Genomic DNA, 16,392 nt, shown 5'->3' on the forward strand with positions numbered 1-16,392 from the left:
TTTGTTTAAGATCATGATTTTGCTTTAAATTTTTTTAAACATTAAAATATAATACCGTTGATTGTTGTTTTGGTGTTAAACCTTTATGTTGGTATTTTCATTTTCATAGATTTAAATAATTTTGAATATTAGTGAAACCCAAACCATGATAATGAATTAAGGCTTCTTTAAGACTGGATTGTAATTTACTAATCTTATTTAACTTTCGATAACTAGTATCAGGGTTTGTACTAGTTTTGGTAGAATATAGAGTAGAATTTGTTTGTTTTGCTACTAATAAATATAATGGTTGCATGTCAGAAATAATTATTGATTTTTCTTTAATTAATTGCTTATTCATATTTTCAATAATTCATTGTTTTTGTAATCGTTTGGTATTGGTGGATTGAACAAAAATATTATTATTGCTATCAACTACCATTTGAATACAGCATTTGGTATTAGTTGAAAATGGATCAAGATGAGTTTTTCGTTTATCAAATTTATCTTTAAAATTACCTTTATGGATTTCTTTAATAAAAGTTTCATCAATTTGGATTTGACCATTTAATTTTTTAAATTTTAATTGAGTATTTTCTAATTGTTTTGATTGCATTAATTTTTGACGATTATATCAAGCAGTTTTTGGTGTTGTTTTAATAAAACGGGAAATTATTTTACTAGATTGTCCTAATAATGAAATTTGAATTAATAAATTTCACTGTTCATAATTTAAATGACTTCAATAAGTAAAATGATGACGAAAAGCATCAAAACTAGCACGACATTTTTTACATAAATATTTTTGTTTTCCTTCGGGATTATGACCATTTTTAACACAATGATAAGATTTACAATCAGGACATATAATGCCTTTATCTCTAAATTTTTGATCAATTTCATTTAAACGTTTTTGTTTTTTGATTACTTCTGCTTCTTTTTTTATTTTTTCAGCAAATTCTAAAAATTGATCATCTGTAAAACTGTTTTTTAATTCTGTAATTATTTTTTCCATCAATTATTTACCTCTATATATTAAAAATATACCTAAAATTAGATATATTCTATAAATATCAAGAGTTTTCGACAAAATTAAAGAATAAAACTGATTTTTTATCAGTTTTTTTATGTTATGATTTAAAAATAGGAGTGAAAATTTATGAAACAACCATTGGCCTTCTTATTACGTCCGCAGACAATTAGTGATATTATTGGACAAAGTCATATTATTAATGATCAGAATGGTCTTATTTCACGAATGTTGAAATATAATTATGCTAGTTCATTAATTTTTTATGGGGATCCCGGGGTTGGTAAAAGTAGTATTGCCCGGGCATTAGCTAATGATTTACAATTAGAATATGCTGTTTTTAATGCTGAAATTGATAAAAAACAAGATTTAGAAAATATTATTAAAATTGCTCAAAATAATGAACGCTTTATTATTATTGTTGAGGAAATTCACCGGATGAATAAAGACCGGCAAGATATTTTATTACAATATTTAGAAAATGGCCATTTGCTTATGTTTGCGTGTACAACTGAAAATCCCTATTTTGTAATTAATCCAGCTTTGCGGTCACGAGCAAATATTATTAAATTAGAGCGAATTACTCCATCTGAAATGTTCCTTGGTTTAGAAAAACTAGTGGCCGAAAAAAAATTACCGTTAATAATTACCTCAGAAGCACTAACTTTAATTTGTCAATTAGCAAGTGGTGATTTACGGATTGCAATTAATATTTTAGAGTTATGTTTAAATTTATATCCAGCAGAAGAGATTAGTACAACAATTATTACAAGTATAGCACCAACTGCAAATTTGATTAACTTTGCTGATGGTGATGAACACCATGATTTAAAATCAGCTTTGCAGAAATCAATTAGAGGTAGTGATGTTGATGCATCTTTACACTATTTTGCGCGATTACTAGCGAGTGGTGATCATGAAGCGCTCTTACGACGAATGCTAATTATTGCTTATGAAGATATTGGTTTAGCTAATCCTGCAATTGCAATTCATGTTAAAACAGCAATTGATAGTTTTCGTCAAATTGGTTTACCAGAAGGGCGAATTCCGCTGGGATTAGCAATTGTGGAAATGTGTTTAAGTGAAAAATCAAATAGTGCGTATTTAGCAACCGATCAAGCGTATGAAGATGTTCTAAAAGGCAAAGTTTATCCAATTCCACATCATCTATGAGATACTAGTTATGCTTCAGCTGGTAAATTAGGAAATGGGGTTGGCTATAAATATCCCCATAATTTTCCAAATGATTATGTTGAGCAACAATATTTACCAAAAGCAATGCGGGACATTGTTTATTATCATCCTAAATTACATAGTGTGTATGAAAAACGCATTAATGAGCTATATTGTCATTTTACGAAAAAAACCGAGTAGTTACTTTAAAGTAACTTCTTGGTTTATTTTTTTTGCCAGTGCTAGAATTAAAGTATCGGAATGGAGACGAAAATAATGACTATTGTTAAAATTTATGTGCCTGAATTAACATGTAGTAGTTGTGCAATGGCAATTGAAAAGAAATTAAAAAAAATCCCTAATATTAAATTTCAAATTGGAATTGTAACACGAAACATTAAAATTACTTATGATGAAATGACTGTGTCAAAAGATGAGATTTTTCAACAAATCAAAAAAGCGGGTTATGATTTTGATGAATTGACAACAGAATTACTATAATTAGGGATGAAAAGTAAAGAAAGAGCAAAGTTAACAATTCGTCGAATTCGTGATTGATATGAGTTAATGATCGCAATTATTTTGGATATCCCACTATTATTAGGAATGATTCCAGGATTAATGATTTTACATAACCAATGATTGCAATTAACTTTTGCCACAATCATTTTATTTTATTGTGGGCGACGCTATTATATTAATATGTTCAATGAAATTTTTCGATGACATTTATTAGGAATGAACACATTAATTGGGTTAGGAACATTATTATCATATGGATATAGTATTTACTTAATTGCAAGCCATAGTAGATATATGTTACTGTTTGAAACGGCAGGAACAATTATTATGATTATGCTCTTGGGAAATATCATTAACGCTAGTATTCAACGAAAAGTGACTGTTGGGATTGAAAGGGTTATGACTTTACAAGTTGATTATGCTAATCGTGTTAGTTCTAATCAAATTATTGAAGTTATTAAAACAAAAGAGGTCAATGTTGATGATATTTTATTAATTAAAAAAGGAGAAAAAGTTCCTGTTGATGGGATTGTGCAGGCAGGAATAGGCTATTTAAATGAAGCTATGTTAACTGGAGAGAGTAACATTATTGAAAAAAATCCTGGTGATGAAGTAATTGGCGGAACAATTAATATTGGCGAACCTTTTTATTTACAAGCAAAAAAAGTTGGGGCGGAAACGGTCTTGGCTAATATTCTACAGAAAGTTGATGAAATTCAAAGTCAAAAGCCCCGGATTCAAAGAATTGCGGATCAAATTGCAAAATGATTTACACCGTTAATTTTATTGGTAGCAATTACGACCTTTTTGTGTCAATATTTTATTTTTCATAAAGGTGATGTTGGAAAAGCCCTTGATATTGCGATTACGGTAATTGTTATTAGTTGTCCTTGTGCCTTGGGTTTAGCTACCCCTTTGGCCGTTGCTGTTGGTTTTGGAAAAGCTTTAAAGGAAGGAATTATTTTTAATAATACTAGTGCTTTTGAAAAAATTAATAAAATTGATGCAATTGCTTTTGACAAAACCGGAACAATCACAGCTGGTCAATTAACCGTTGAACAATTCCTTGGGGATAATAAAAATATTCCATACATTTATCATTTAGAAAAGTTATCAGCACATCCAATTGCAAAAAGTATTATAAATTTCTTTCCTTTGGTGTCAGAAAACATTGCTTTTCAGCAATTTGAAGAACAAGCAGGTTTTGGCTTGCGGGGAATTTACAAAAAGCATTGTTATCAGATGATGAATTATAAAACAGCGGTTAAACAAAACTTTCAAAATTTATTAGCTTCTGAAATTGCTGCTTTGCTAGTTATTAATCCAATCTTAATTGCGTTAGTAATTGATGAAATAATTACGAATGTGTTAGTTTTAACAGATACAATTCGAAGAGATGCTGTTGCATCAATTGCAAAATTTACAAAAAAACATATTGCCACGCATATGATTAGTGGGGATAATGAGGGCACAACAAAAGCAATTGCAAACGAAGTCGGCATTACAAGTTATTTTGCAAATGTCTCACCATTAGCAAAAGCAACAATTGTTGAAACAATTCAAGCAAGTGGGCAAACAATAGCTTATGTTGGTGATGGAATTAATGATTTAGTAGCTTTAAAGCAAACTGATTTTGCAATTGCAATGGGACAAGGTAGTGATATTGCAATTCAAAATAGTGATATTACTATTATTAAACCAAATATTTTCAATATTTATAAAGTATTTGTGTTAACAAAATTGACACGCCATTTAATTTGATGAAATTTCTTTTGAGCTTTTAGTTATAATTTAATTACAATTCCATTAGCTCTTTTGGGAATTATTCCACCTTTAATTGGAGCGATTGTAATGGGGAGTAGTCAATTATTGGTATTATTTAATTCATTAATATTTAATAATTTAAAAATTAAATTTATTAACTATCATAACTCAACATCAAAAAAAAACCCAATAAACATAAGGGGTTAAAAAATGAGAACCCCATAAAATAAGGGTTTTTAAGCAGTGTTTTCCGAAATTTTGAATTTAAAAAAATTAATTGTAAAATTATAAAAGATATATTATAATCAGAATAACTTTCAAATATAAACACTTAATTATATTGAAAGTTTCAAACTATTTATAGTTTCCTCATCCGAAACTTTTAAATGTAATTTAGTGTTTTTTTATTTGGAAGGAGTTTATAAAAATGAATAATGTTTTTATTTATGATAATTTAAAAAATAATAGTCATAATATATTTATGAATAAATTAAATTATGCTAAAAAAGAATATTATCTTAAAAAAGTCTTTTATGGTAATTATGTAAAAAATATTGTTTTACCATTAGATATAATTAATAATATCCCTCGTAATAAAACGGGAGTTAAAAATACAGGAAAAAATGATAAAAAGCTATTAAATAATCGTATTCGTACCCAAGGAAACTGTATTCGTAAAGCCTATCATAATTTTTCAAATGCTAAAAATTTAAGTTTTTTAACTTTAACTTACGCTGTTAATGAAACAGATGTTAAAAAGTGCAAGTATGATTTAATGAAATTTTTTCAAAATATTAATCGTTGATGAAATAACCCTATTCGAGCAAAACATCATAAAGGAATTTTAAAGTATATGTATACTTATGAATATCAACAACGGGGAGCAGTACATTTTCATATTATATTAAACCAAAAAATACCTAATAGTGTTGTACAACAATACTGAAAACACGGTATTAATAAAAATATTAAAGTTCGTAGTGGAACAAATGAAGATGTTGTTAAATATCTTGCTAAATATATTGTAAAAACCGCTAATAATGATAAGTCGCGAAATCATTATGATTTAAACATTAAAGCATATCAATTTAGCCGTAATTGTAAAAACCCTAAAATAAAGGTTGGGGTTGTTGAATTAGATACATTAGATTTAATTTTGTCTTCTGATGAAACACTTAATTATTTTAGTTTTGGTAATAAACAAGGCATTCGTGTTGGTTTTAGTTGTGATAGTTATTATGGTTTAGATAAATTTAGAGAATTTAAAAAATATGTTTCACACGAAAGTAAAATGTGAAGACATCAAAATAATAAAATGATTGAAAATTATAAAAGTAAGTTTAAAAATTTAAGGTGTTAAAAATAAAAAAATGAGTAAAAACCCATTAAAAAATGTGGCAATTGCCTCATCCAACAATTACCACAAGTTAATTAAAACAAAAAAAAAAAAAAAAACAAGTTGGGGATGTATATTTTACAATATCTTTATTTTTGTGTTGAAAATTTGACAATTTAATATTTTATTGTATTATTAAATTAACTTAAACATTTTATTATGTTTGAGTTTCAAATCTTAAAAGGTTTCCTCATCCGAAACTTAAATATAACTAAATGTTTTTTTATGTTTATTTATAAAAACTTATTCAAATAAAAAACACTAATTTTGTATTATCATTTTTAATTAATCATTTTGTATATTTAAGTTTCAATTTTTTAAGAAATCTTTTAAGAAACTATATAGTTTTTTAAAAGGAGATTTCAAATATGAAATATTTAGTTATGTTAACAAAGGTTAACAAAAATAAAGTTATTAAAAATAACAAAACTGGTAAAGAAGACTATTATGATGTCTTAAAATTTCAACCATTAGAAAAAAACGAAAATGGAGAATATGAAAGTTCAAATTTATTACCAAAAGATAAATGATTTAAACAAGATAACGAAAATTATATTCAAATAAAACCTATGTGTAATTTTGGTACTTGTTTTTATGTTGGTGTTAATTGAGATGGGAAAATTGATACAGTTGAACCATATATTAAAAATAATAACGAGCAAGATTTTATTAATAAATATTCTAATGAAAAACAAGAACAGTTAAATAGTAATCAACATCAAAATCAAAATAATAATATTGGTATTGATGATACTATTTTGTGAAATAAATAGTTATGAAACAACAGTTATGTTTTGCTTGTATTAATGATACTGTTTGAGAAAATGGGTCTCGTTATTGTTGAAATTGTGTTAATCAAAATGTCGTTTTAATTAATCAATATTATTCAAGGTTAAATAATGAAAAGAATTAAAGAAATTTTAAAAGAATTAAAATCAAAAGAATACAACATTTTATTAGATGAATTAGAAGAGTTATTTGTTGAGTTAGAAAAAAATCAATTATTTAAAGAAGATTTTATACTTTACACTTTTGGGTGTGATAAGTGTAATTTAACTTACAGCTGTAAAAATAAATGTAAATTATTTTGAGCTTTAAAAGATAATTCAGATTATGACAAATTACCTAGTAAGGAGGATAAATAATGAAAAAACAAACTAAGTTATATAAACAACGACTAGAATATTTAGTTAATGTTATACATCAATGTTTACCTACTAAAATACCATTATTTATGTTAAAAAAAGCATTAAAACATTTATTAAAAAAAGAAAATATTAATTTACAAATTCTTACAGAAAAAGAGTTTTTAATTTTAAATGAAAAATTAAAAGATAAATTTTTAAAAATAGAGAGTGAGAGTGATTAATTTGGCGATTTTATCTGAAATTATTTTATTAATTATTATGTTGCCTATTACTGCTTATTTTATTGCTGGATTAATAAATGTTATTAGAAAAAAAGAAAGTTCAATAATTTTAAGGCAACAAAAGAAAATAAGAAAATTACAAATTGAACTGGAAAAAAGAAAAAACAAGGAGGTTAAATAATATGATTATTTTTTTATATGTAATGGTATTTATTACAATGTTTTTTGTTTTATCTTTTTATGTTGCCGATAGCATTATCGCATTTAAACATAGAAAAGAAATTCAAAATAATCGTTCAATTATTAAATCTCTTAAAGAACAAATTAAACAGCAACAAGTTATTAATAAAATTTAACAAGTTAATTATTAGTAATATTTTTATATTACTTTTTAACTTTTTAGGGGTTTAAAAATATTATTTTTATTAGAAAGGAATTTACTATATGAATTTAATAGCAATGGATAGCGGAACAGACGGAATTATTAAGGCAATTGAAGCGTGAGTTGGTGTTATTGCAAATTGAGCGAAAGAATTTACGACTTGATTTTTAACATTTTTAGGTGAAAATGCAATTTTAATTATTCCTCTTGTTTTGATGTTTTTGGTCCTTGGAATTGAAACATTAAGAAAATTAATTCACGGGTATTAATATTAATTATTTTAAACCTCTAAAAAGTTAGAAAGTAAATTTAATATTACACAATAGAAAGGAATAAATAAAAATGTTAGAAAAAAGTGTTTTTGATATTTATATTCAATTTATGCAGATTATATTTGGTGTAGATATGCCCCCAGCATTGGCATATATATGTTTTGTTTTATTTTTGACTTTTATTATTGCTGTTATTTTTTGAATATTTAGAGTGATATTTAGGGGGTTTAGTTAATGACTTGAAATGAATTTTTAGATAAAGTTTATCAAGGTTTATATCAGTTTGCTTTTTTTATTCCAGCAAATAAATTAGGTTTGGTTGATAAAACTGTTGAATATTATGTTTGTATGGTAGCTATATGATTGTTTATTTTTTTTACTATATGATTTGTTATTTATATGGTTTCTAAAATATGTAAGGTGGTGTTTTAAGATGTTAAATGTTAGAAAATGAATTATAAATTGATATTTAATGAATTGATTATTTACTTTAATTATGATTATTTTAAATTGTTTAATTATATTTAAACCTAATATGTTTAAAGGTTGATTAAATATTGTTTTTTTAATTTTTACTTATTTATTTAGTGTATTTGTATTATTTTTATTTTTTAAAGATTGTATACTGTAAAACTAAACGATAAAAAGTTAATAAAATTATAACAAATTAAAAATAAAAAACAATAATTACAAAAAATATTAAAAAAATATATTTTTTACAATAATTATTTAAAAATAAACACAAGAAAAAATAAATTTTATTAATCTTATATAGTATAACTAATTTAATGAACAAAAACTCTTTTAAAATATTGTCTTGATGTAAAATTCCCTAAACAAGGTCTAATGGTAGTGTTTAATATATCTAAAACATTTTTAACCTACTACGAATATTAATCAAAGGTTCATTTGGTCCAAATCATCGCCTTATATCTCTATTTATTCGTTCTACTAATGCTTTTTGTTTTGGTTTACCAGGATCACAAAAATAAACTTTTATTTTAAAACACTTTTCTATTGGTTTTCATTTATAAAATTCTTTTCCTCTATCTGTTAAAATACAACTAAATTTATTACTACCAATTTGTCTAATCATTTTCATTAAAATCATTAACACAATACTTGATTTTTTAGTAAATAGAATATCATAAAAAACTATTTTAGATTTTCGATTTACCAAAACTAACAAATAAAAATTACCACAATCAATAGTATCCATTTCTCATATTCCACTAAAATTTAAATCATCACAATAATCATTTAAAAATTGTTGATAATTTTTAACATTAATTAATTTTCCACGGTTATCATTTTTTTCACCATTTTTAGATTTTCGCTTTTTATTTTTAAAATACAAATTATCTTTTGCTAAATTAAAATAACCTAATCTAATATATTTATACATTGTTTTAAAACATATACTAAATTTTACATTATATTGTAATTCATATGACATAATAATATTTTGTGGAGAACGACCAAAATTATTATATTCATTAGAAAAATGACTTAATTCTTGTGAATTTAACATTGAATATTTACGACATTGTTTTTTCTTTTTATCATGTATTTTTTGTGCTTTTGTAGCATTATAATCATTAATATTATCAAACATATTTAATTCTTCTCAAATTACAGAATAAGACCTACTCATTTGCTTAGCAATTTTATTAAAATTAATGGTTCCATTTTTCTTTTTAAATAATTCATTATCTTTTAATTTTTCTAAATTTACTCTTTCATTAAAATTTATTCTTTCATATTTTTTCACACTCTACCTCCTAAAACAATAAAATATGTTATGATGTATATAAAGTAATTATAACATTCTAAATAAGGAGATAAAAATATGAAAAAATGACTTAGCATTTTAGGGGCAATCGGATTAACAGCAACAAGTACAACCACATTAATTAGTTGTGAAAAACCAAATAACAATGAAAACAACGGAGGTAATAAACCAGAACCACCATATAATCCACAACAACCACCAAGTGAAAGTAATTGAAAATTAATTGATAGAACCACGGCCATTAGTGAACAAAGTAGTGGTAAAGTTTATATTGGAATTTTCAAAGTTGATTCTGAATTTAATATTATAAGTTGAAAAGCAATAAAAGGATACTTTGTAAGTTTATATCGATATAAAGCAATTTATCGTTGAGATGGTAATGGTGAACCACAAATACCAACGATTGATCCTAATACTGGTGAAATTACAGATTGAAAAGAATAAAAGGACTAACAAGTCCTTTTTTATATTAATCTTACAAATTTCATAAAGATAATTAATAAAAATATATTTGTTATTGTACTATACAATACTGGACTAAATTTTCACACCTCGAATGTTTGACTAAAAAAACTATATATTGTTTGAAATATTTTACCAACACCACTTGCTAATTCATTAACTTGTTTTACACCAGGAACATTATTTACAATTCAAATTGCAGCATTTCTGATATGACATGCTAAATTATATCAACTACAACTTTCATATTGTGCTTGTCATCATTGCCCATCAGGGAATAATCCACCATTATTTATTTCTTGTCAGTTATATATTCCAAAATTAAAATCATAATAACGATACATATCATTTTCTTTTTGGGCTTGTAATTCAAAAACATTATAACCGATTTTTTGTTCTTCAATCTTTTTATATTTTAAACCATATTTATCTTTTAAAGCACCCTCAAAAATATAACCTTCATTTTGATTAATATTATAATCATTTGTGACAGAAAAATCATAATTAAATACATTACCATAATTAGTGTTATAAAACCGATTTTTAAATGCTGAATACAATTTAATATCTAATTGCTTGTATTTATCAGAAAAATAAAAATAACGAGGATAAATTTTAAAACCATTATTGGCTAATAAACCATATTTTTTATTATATCCTTGCACATAAGTATTATTTTCTAAATCAAAAATAGTTCGTAAATAATCTTTATAAAAATTTTGCGAAACTGTAAACATACTATTTAACAGTTTTTCAAATTGATTTTTATTAGTATTTTTTTCATCAATTAAAACATCTCTAAAATTAACTAACTTTAAACCAAAAAAGTTAATTAAAACAGTATCATATTGTAAATTATCAATATAACCACTTTCAATAAAATTACTCCTATTTTGAAATACAGGCACCAAAGCATGTGCAAAAAATGCTTTTAAAAATTTATTAATATCAATTTGACCTTTCATTTGTTCAAAAATATATTTGCCAGTATTAGGAGTATTATGTTGATTATAATTATAAGTTTCAGCACTAAAATTAAATTTATTTTCTTTATCTTTCATAAAAGAAAATAAAAAACCTAAATCATCAGTATATCGATAACTATTTGAATTATTACCATCCCAATATTGTTTAAGATGTGTTAATTCTAAACTACCAGCAATAATATTTTTGTTTTGATCAATTGTTAAAATCATACGATAAATTGATTTTCTCGTTAAAATAACATCAGGTTTTCAGTCTAATTTTTCCATATTATTAACAATTTCAAAATCAAAGATTATTCTTTGACTCCCTAAATTTAGATCATCATAATCAGGGTTACCACCTTGCTGTATTCTAATATTTTCTTGAATAATAACATCTAAATATTTATTTAAAAAATCTTTAACTTTATTTTGATTTTCAACATTTCAATCTGTAATTTCACCAGTATTAGGATCAATCGTTGGTATTTGTGGTTCACCATTACCATCTCAACGATAAATTGCTTTATATCGATATAAACTTACAAAGTATCCTTTTATTGCTTTTCAACTTATAATATTAAATTCAGAATCAACTTTGAAAATTCCAATATAAACTTTACCACTACTTTGTTCACTAATGGCCGTGGTTCTATCAATTAATTTTCAATTATTTTCAATTAAATTAACGGATTGTAAATCATTTATATTTGTTTTTAATTTATTTAACATTTGTGTTAAATTATATTTATTTGTAAAAGAATAAAGAAAATTTGTTAATTCTTTTAAAAATTGTTTTTTGTCAACATTATAAAACTTATCAATGTTATACTGTTTAATATAAGTATCTCAATTTTTATATAAGTCTATAAAATCATTACTAGGTTTATCAAATGAAATTCCCGTTGAATAACTATCCTTTAAAAAATCTAAATATCACTTATCATTATAAGTTAATGATTGTGATGTTTTTAAAGTAGGGTTAATAAAATAATTTGTTTCTGACCAATTTTCAAAGAAACTACTGCGTAAAAACATTGTATTAATAAAATCAGTTTCATTCATTCCCGTTGTTTGTTGATTAACAGTATAATTTTGCTGATTTAATGGTTTAAATGCTGTTAAAGTAATAAAAGGAATAATTAAACCTAAAATACCTAAAATAGATATGACAAATAAAGATAATGACTTACGCATTATTCTTTACCACCTTTAACTATATCTTTATTAATTTTTTTCTTAATTCATAATATTAAATCAATAATTCCCGCAGCAGTTAAAATTCAAAAAATTATATATCCGATACACATAATTGAAGAAACTGAACCAAATTTACTCAAAAATAATTGAAATTCTTTAATATCAATATAAAGAAAAGGTACAAACATTCCCAAACTAATTACCAAAAAATATAATAATATTTTTCATCATTTTTCTTTTAAAAACTTTAAAATTTTACTTTTCATAAATTCAACTCCTAACTATACAATGTTTTTGAAACAATAAATCCAACAATATATAAACTTGATATTGTTAACATTAACGGATGACTAAATAAAATTGCCATTTTACCAAATAAAGAAAGTAACCATGTATCTGAATTGTATAAATCCATAATAATATTTTTTGCTGATGTAAATTGATTTATAATAACAGTAATAAAACCTGTCCCAAAAATAGCAATTGCTGCAACCAACAAAACTAATCTAATCATTACTTATTATCTCCTTTAAATTTAAGTACCTCTAATATTTTTTGCTTGATATCTAATACTTTGTCGTTTAAGTTCTTTTTTAACTTGTTGTTTATTACTATTTTGATAAACATTTTTACTAGCATTTATACCTTTTCTAACAGTAGATGAATATACTGTTGACACGCCACTTTTTACTGTTGAACCCAAATCATTATATTGTGTCGAAGTACCATGTATAGCATAAATTGATAATTTCACTACCATAAAAAAGATAATAAAATAAGCAATTGTTGTATTTGTCATTGGTAATTTAGTATTTCAAATTACATCAAAAATAAACAAAATACATCAAAAATAAAACTAAAAATCTTATCCCAATTACTACTTTCTGATAATAAATTAATCATCTTTACCACTTCCTTTTTCTTTTTTAGGTTTTAAATTCTTTTTCAAAATATCAATATCAAACAATTCTAACCGCTCTTTAACACTCAATTTAGTAATTTCTGACCAATAGTATTCTTTGTTATTAATTATTTCATCATTTTTTAAATCACGCACAAACTTTAATCATTGACTATCATATTTCTGTGCAAATTCTAACGGAATAATTATTTTAAAAAACCGAATACCTAATCCAACATCAGATCTATGTTTTGCTCTTTTACCTTCAGCTGTTCTTTCTACTGATTTTGTTTTTCAAATTTCATAATCCGTAATATCTTGAAAAATACCAATTCGCATAATAAAGAAACGATTAAAAAAATTAAATCCTTTTTTAGCAATTGGTTTTTTCAATGAAATAGGAATAATAATACCACTTGCTAATTGTCGGATATTATTTCAAATCATACCCTCACGCTGTGCTGTAAACAAAGCACAATTACCAAAATGTCTTGCTAAAACAATTCACGGAATTTTACCACTGTGGACTTTTTTCTCATCGTGAGGACTAGTTCCATCAATATATAAATAACTTTCATCAAAAAAAATAACACTATCATCAGGAGGAACTGGTTTTGTTCTATCGGTAAAATCTAAATTTTTAAATGTTAAAACCTTAACCTTATCATCTTCTAACGGATAATTACTATAAATATTATCTGTTAATAATTTCATAGTTTGTGATAAATAAGTTAAAAGTAAAGTTTTTCCCGTTCCTAATTTACCAATAATAACTGATAACGGATTATCTCAAACAAAATTTACTAACCTAAAAGCATTTAACTGATAAAATATGTTTTTTCATACTCATCAAACAAAATAAACACACTGCAAAGCAAACAATAATCAAAATACTAAACCAGTATAATTTAATGAAATTATCCAAAGTAATAAATCAATTAAACTAAACAAAAGCATTGAGCCACTGATATAACAATAATTTTTTAAGAAAAATATAAACTTTTTCATTTTACCTCCAATAGTTATTTATAATTAAACTAATATTATTATGGTTTTCTCTCCCCACAAATCAAAAAGGAGAGTGATAAAAATTAAGAAAATTTTAAAAATAATTTCAATATTATTGCCTATCATTGGAATTATAAACTTTTTAATTAATCCTATCGGAAAATTAATTACTACAATTAATTTTATAGAATGAATATTTAAGAATATTAGTCAAATAAATGCAAAAGAAATATTTTTTATAACATTATTTATATGTAAATTGTAAATGCCAAACCATAAAAAGTTAATTATCAATTTAGTTAACTTTTTTAATTTAGTTTTAAGGAGTTGAAATTATGCAAACAAAACAATATTTTATTTTGTGGTCGTTAGTGAAAAAGTATGGTAAAGATAATGTTATTAATACTGTTAATAAAATTGCAAAGGATATTGAAATTAAAAAGTAAAAGAATAAATTATTCCGCGTAATTTATTAGCGGGTAATTTATTCAATAATGTTTTTTAAGTGGAGCAAAGCGACAACGAGCGGAGCGAGTTTGCAAATTTCAATTTTTTAATTTATTGAAAGGAGATATATTATGCCAGTTTGATTAACGACGATATTTAGTGTTGTTATTATATTAGGTATTTTTGCGTGAATTGGTTTATCAATTTATCAAAAAATTCGCCAAATTCGAGGTAAGAAAAAAGATAAAAAAGAAATTGAAAACAAGGAGGATAAAAAATAATGTTAGGGATGTATTTAACAACAGCGGTTAATTTTTTAGCTGCAGATACTCCTACTATTTCAGATGGAATGGGTTCTATTTGAAGTGGATTAGGACAAGCAATGATGAAAGTTAAAGAAGCAATTTATGCTGTATTACCACAATTAATGACCTTTTTAGGTGATGCGTGAATTATTTTAATTCCATTTGGTATTTTTGTTATTGTTAAGATATTAAACTTTTTCCGTGTTATGGTTAAAGGATTTTAGTAGTAAAAAAAACTAAGGCACACTAGTTTATTCATATTTTATTAATTTATTTTATATAACTATTATTTTAAACTTAATAGTATTTTTCAGTGTGCTAATTTTTATTATTTTATATATTTAACAATGTTTATTAAGGAGTTGATAAAATTGAGTAATTTTGTTAAGAAAAATCAGAATATAGAAAATTATTTTATTAGCAGGAATTCCTCCCTTTTAAGACAGATAAAGCAAGTTTTATAAATTTACCTAATCATAATCGCCATATTGGTTTTTGACTGAGTAATAAGTTTATTTATCCGAGTGAAAAACATTCAGAACAAGTAGCAATCGGTTTGATTTATGATAATTCTTATCCTATTGTAAAATATAATGAAAATTTAAAACGTTGTGTGTGAAAATATTTAACTGGAACAGAATTGATTAATTTGTATAATCAATATAAACAAAATTATTTTAACAGTATGCACAAAGCATTATTTTTAAATGAACCTAAAAAAGTAAAAGCAAATAATAATAATAATAATAATAATAATAATTTAACAAATTGAAGTGTTAAAAAAGAGCAAGAATTAATTAATGATTTAGAAAGTTTAAATTAAATGAGTTTATATAATTATTGAGTTCAATTTGTTAGTTATATTATTGGTTTAAATGCCCCTGAATTTTTATATGTTATATCGTTTGTATTATTTATCGTTTTATTTTTTGGGATGTTTTTTAAACTTATTCAAAAAATGTGGAGTTTTTAAAAATGCAAAATGATTGAGAAAAATTAAAAGAGTTTTTTATTCATGTCTTTTTGTTTATAAATAAAACAAATGTTGAAAGTATTACAACTTGGACTTTGACACAGAATGAATATTTAACTTTGATGGTTGGTGTTTGAATTGTAATTTTATTTTTAACTTGGTTTTTATTATGAATGGTTTTTAAAATAGTTAGTTGTTTTAAATAATTAAATTTTGTTATTATTATGGTTTTCTCTCTCCACAAACTTTTATATAAATGTTGATATTATTTTTTTGATTATTATTCCTGCTCCTATTAAAACTGAAATAATAATAAATCAAATAAATGATAGGTTATTAATTCCTACTGTATTGAATAATCATATTATTTTATCTAATATGAATAATTCTTTTCAGAAAGGATTAAAATCTAAAAATAATAATATATAGGGCATTATGTATTTTTATCACTC

At 24.1% G+C, this 16,392-nt stretch carries 21 protein-coding genes and 2 pseudogenes; 16 read left to right on the top strand and 7 right to left on the bottom strand.

The annotated features are described in order from the left end of the window. Positions 1 to 34: 34 nt before the first annotated feature. Positions 35 to 994, bottom strand: a complete 960-nt coding sequence (locus ACQH24_RS02880) for a transposase (RefSeq protein WP_425379371.1) — start codon at positions 992 to 994, stop codon at positions 35 to 37. A 144-nt stretch (positions 995 to 1,138) separates the two neighbouring features. On the opposite strand from ACQH24_RS02880, the gene ACQH24_RS02885 reads away from it, so the two are divergent. From ACQH24_RS02885 to ACQH24_RS02935, 11 genes are all read left to right on the top strand, one after another. After that, on the top strand, positions 1,139 to 2,383 hold the full coding sequence (locus ACQH24_RS02885) for a replication-associated recombination protein A (RefSeq protein ID WP_425380511.1): 1,245 nt from the start codon (positions 1,139 to 1,141) through the stop codon (positions 2,381 to 2,383). A 75-nt stretch (positions 2,384 to 2,458) separates the two neighbouring features. After that, a complete protein-coding gene (locus ACQH24_RS02890) occupies positions 2,459 to 2,683 on the top strand; it encodes a heavy-metal-associated domain-containing protein (RefSeq protein WP_425380512.1) in 225 nt (74 codons plus the stop codon). Positions 2,684 to 2,689: 6 nt separating this feature from the next. After that, positions 2,690 to 4,675: a heavy metal translocating P-type ATPase gene (locus ACQH24_RS02895; RefSeq protein WP_425380513.1), complete on the top strand. Its 1,986-nt coding sequence runs from the start codon at positions 2,690 to 2,692 to the stop codon at positions 4,673 to 4,675. A gap of 220 nt (positions 4,676 to 4,895) precedes the next feature. After that, positions 4,896 to 5,828: a rolling circle replication-associated protein gene (locus ACQH24_RS02900; protein ID WP_425380514.1), complete on the top strand. Its 933-nt coding sequence runs from the start codon at positions 4,896 to 4,898 to the stop codon at positions 5,826 to 5,828. A 404-nt stretch (positions 5,829 to 6,232) separates the two neighbouring features. Then, a complete protein-coding gene (locus tag ACQH24_RS02905) occupies positions 6,233 to 6,637 on the top strand; it encodes a hypothetical protein (RefSeq protein ID WP_425380515.1) in 405 nt (134 codons plus the stop codon). Positions 6,638 to 6,763: 126 nt separating this feature from the next. Next, positions 6,764 to 7,009 carry a hypothetical protein gene (locus tag ACQH24_RS02910; RefSeq protein WP_425379616.1) on the top strand — a complete coding sequence of 82 codons (246 nt, stop codon included), beginning with the start codon at positions 6,764 to 6,766 and terminating at the stop codon, positions 7,007 to 7,009. Beyond that, positions 7,009 to 7,233 (top strand): hypothetical protein, encoded by a 225-nt coding sequence (locus ACQH24_RS02915; protein WP_425380516.1) that lies wholly within the window; start codon positions 7,009 to 7,011, stop codon positions 7,231 to 7,233. Before ACQH24_RS02910 ends, ACQH24_RS02915 begins: the two co-directional genes overlap by 1 nt. 1 nt (position 7,234) lies before the next feature. After that, positions 7,235 to 7,414: a hypothetical protein gene (locus ACQH24_RS02920; RefSeq protein WP_425380517.1), complete on the top strand. Its 180-nt coding sequence runs from the start codon at positions 7,235 to 7,237 to the stop codon at positions 7,412 to 7,414. Position 7,415: 1 nt separating this feature from the next. Beyond that, positions 7,416 to 7,589 carry a hypothetical protein gene (locus ACQH24_RS02925; protein ID WP_425380518.1) on the top strand — a complete coding sequence of 58 codons (174 nt, stop codon included), beginning with the start codon at positions 7,416 to 7,418 and terminating at the stop codon, positions 7,587 to 7,589. A gap of 88 nt (positions 7,590 to 7,677) precedes the next feature. Further along, positions 7,678 to 7,884 (top strand): hypothetical protein, encoded by a 207-nt coding sequence (locus tag ACQH24_RS02930; RefSeq protein WP_425380519.1) that lies wholly within the window; start codon positions 7,678 to 7,680, stop codon positions 7,882 to 7,884. Between the two features lie 237 nt (positions 7,885 to 8,121). Beyond that, positions 8,122 to 8,319 (top strand): hypothetical protein, encoded by a 198-nt coding sequence (locus ACQH24_RS02935; protein ID WP_425380520.1) that lies wholly within the window; start codon positions 8,122 to 8,124, stop codon positions 8,317 to 8,319. Between the two features lie 433 nt (positions 8,320 to 8,752). Here the strand turns inward: ACQH24_RS02935 and ACQH24_RS02940 are convergent, their stop codons facing one another. Continuing rightward, on the bottom strand, positions 8,753 to 9,658 hold the full coding sequence (locus tag ACQH24_RS02940; protein ID WP_425380521.1) for an IS30 family transposase: 906 nt from the start codon (positions 9,656 to 9,658) through the stop codon (positions 8,753 to 8,755). Between the two features lie 78 nt (positions 9,659 to 9,736). Here ACQH24_RS02940 and ACQH24_RS02945 point away from each other — a divergent pair, with 78 nt between their 5' ends. Then, a complete protein-coding gene (locus ACQH24_RS02945; protein ID WP_425380522.1) occupies positions 9,737 to 10,123 on the top strand; it encodes a lipoprotein in 387 nt (128 codons plus the stop codon). 20 nt (positions 10,124 to 10,143) lie between these two features. On the opposite strand, the gene ACQH24_RS02950 is transcribed toward ACQH24_RS02945, so the two are convergent. The 5 genes and pseudogenes from ACQH24_RS02950 to ACQH24_RS02970 form a co-directional block, all read right to left on the bottom strand. Beyond that, complete coding sequence (locus ACQH24_RS02950; protein WP_425380523.1) at positions 10,144 to 12,303, bottom strand: spiroplasma phage ORF1-like family protein; 2,160 nt, start codon at positions 12,301 to 12,303, stop codon at positions 10,144 to 10,146. Further along, positions 12,303 to 12,572, bottom strand: a complete 270-nt coding sequence (locus tag ACQH24_RS02955) for a hypothetical protein (protein ID WP_004027877.1) — start codon at positions 12,570 to 12,572, stop codon at positions 12,303 to 12,305. Before ACQH24_RS02955 ends, ACQH24_RS02950 begins: the two co-directional genes overlap by 1 nt. Before the next feature lie 11 nt (positions 12,573 to 12,583). Continuing rightward, positions 12,584 to 12,820, bottom strand: a complete 237-nt coding sequence (locus tag ACQH24_RS02960; RefSeq protein WP_425380524.1) for a hypothetical protein — start codon at positions 12,818 to 12,820, stop codon at positions 12,584 to 12,586. Positions 12,821 to 12,841: 21 nt separating this feature from the next. Further along, positions 12,842 to 13,209, bottom strand: a pseudogene (locus tag ACQH24_RS02965) (hypothetical protein). Then, complete coding sequence (locus tag ACQH24_RS02970; protein ID WP_425380525.1) at positions 13,202 to 14,215, bottom strand: hypothetical protein; 1,014 nt, start codon at positions 14,213 to 14,215, stop codon at positions 13,202 to 13,204. Before ACQH24_RS02970 ends, ACQH24_RS02965 begins: the two are co-directional and overlap by 8 nt. A 578-nt stretch (positions 14,216 to 14,793) precedes the next feature. Here ACQH24_RS02970 and ACQH24_RS02975 point away from each other — a divergent pair. The 4 genes and pseudogenes from ACQH24_RS02975 to ACQH24_RS02990 all read left to right on the top strand — a co-directional run bounded on the left by ACQH24_RS02975 (position 14,794) and on the right by ACQH24_RS02990 (position 16,146). After that, positions 14,794 to 14,943: a hypothetical protein gene (locus ACQH24_RS02975; RefSeq protein ID WP_004027793.1), complete on the top strand. Its 150-nt coding sequence runs from the start codon at positions 14,794 to 14,796 to the stop codon at positions 14,941 to 14,943. Beyond that, positions 14,943 to 15,191: a hypothetical protein gene (locus tag ACQH24_RS02980; RefSeq protein ID WP_425379845.1), complete on the top strand. Its 249-nt coding sequence runs from the start codon at positions 14,943 to 14,945 to the stop codon at positions 15,189 to 15,191. Before ACQH24_RS02975 ends, ACQH24_RS02980 begins: the two co-directional genes overlap by 1 nt. A gap of 123 nt (positions 15,192 to 15,314) precedes the next feature. Next, a pseudogene (locus tag ACQH24_RS02985) lies at positions 15,315 to 15,790 on the top strand (DUF3627 domain-containing protein). A 152-nt stretch (positions 15,791 to 15,942) separates the two neighbouring features. Continuing rightward, complete coding sequence (locus ACQH24_RS02990; RefSeq protein WP_425379843.1) at positions 15,943 to 16,146, top strand: DUF2649 family protein; 204 nt, start codon at positions 15,943 to 15,945, stop codon at positions 16,144 to 16,146. Positions 16,147 to 16,392 lie beyond the last annotated feature (246 nt).

Origin of the sequence: Spiroplasma endosymbiont of Stenodema calcarata, assembly GCF_964031205.1 — a bacterium.
GTDB lineage: Bacteria > Bacillota_I > Bacilli_A > Mycoplasmatales > Mycoplasmataceae > Spiroplasma.